The following is a 352-nucleotide window of genomic DNA, read 5'->3' as shown; positions in this document are numbered from 1 at the left end:
GCGAACCGGCTGGCGCACTGGCTGATCGGCCACGGCATCGGCACCGAGGACCGGGTCGCCGTACTGCTCGACAAGTCGCCTGAGCTCGTGATCACGGCGCTGGCCGTCGTCAAGGCCGGTGGCGTGTACCTGCCGGTCGATCCGACCTACCCGGAGGACCGGTTGGCCTTCATCCTGGGCGACTGCGACCCGAAACTCGTGATCCGCGAACCGATCACCGACCTGGCCGGCCAGCGGGACGACAACCCCACCGACGCCGACCGCGTGCGGCCGCTCACCGCGGGCAACACCGCCTACCTGATCTACACCTCGGGTTCGACCGGTCTGCCCAAGGGTGTTCCGGTGCCGCACC

1 protein-coding gene is annotated in these 352 nt (G+C 69.6%); it reads left to right on the top strand.

The window, feature by feature from the left end; all coding sequences use genetic code 11:
* A partial coding sequence (locus H7I57_RS10355) for an AMP-binding protein (RefSeq protein WP_264023399.1) occupies window positions 1-352 on the top strand: 352 nt, incomplete at both ends.

The organism is Mycolicibacterium pyrenivorans (assembly GCF_025821625.1).
Lineage (GTDB): Bacteria > Actinomycetota > Actinomycetes > Mycobacteriales > Mycobacteriaceae > Mycobacterium > Mycobacterium pyrenivorans.
Note: the sequence above shows the minus strand (reverse complement) of the source record. Positions and strands in the feature narration are given on the sequence as shown.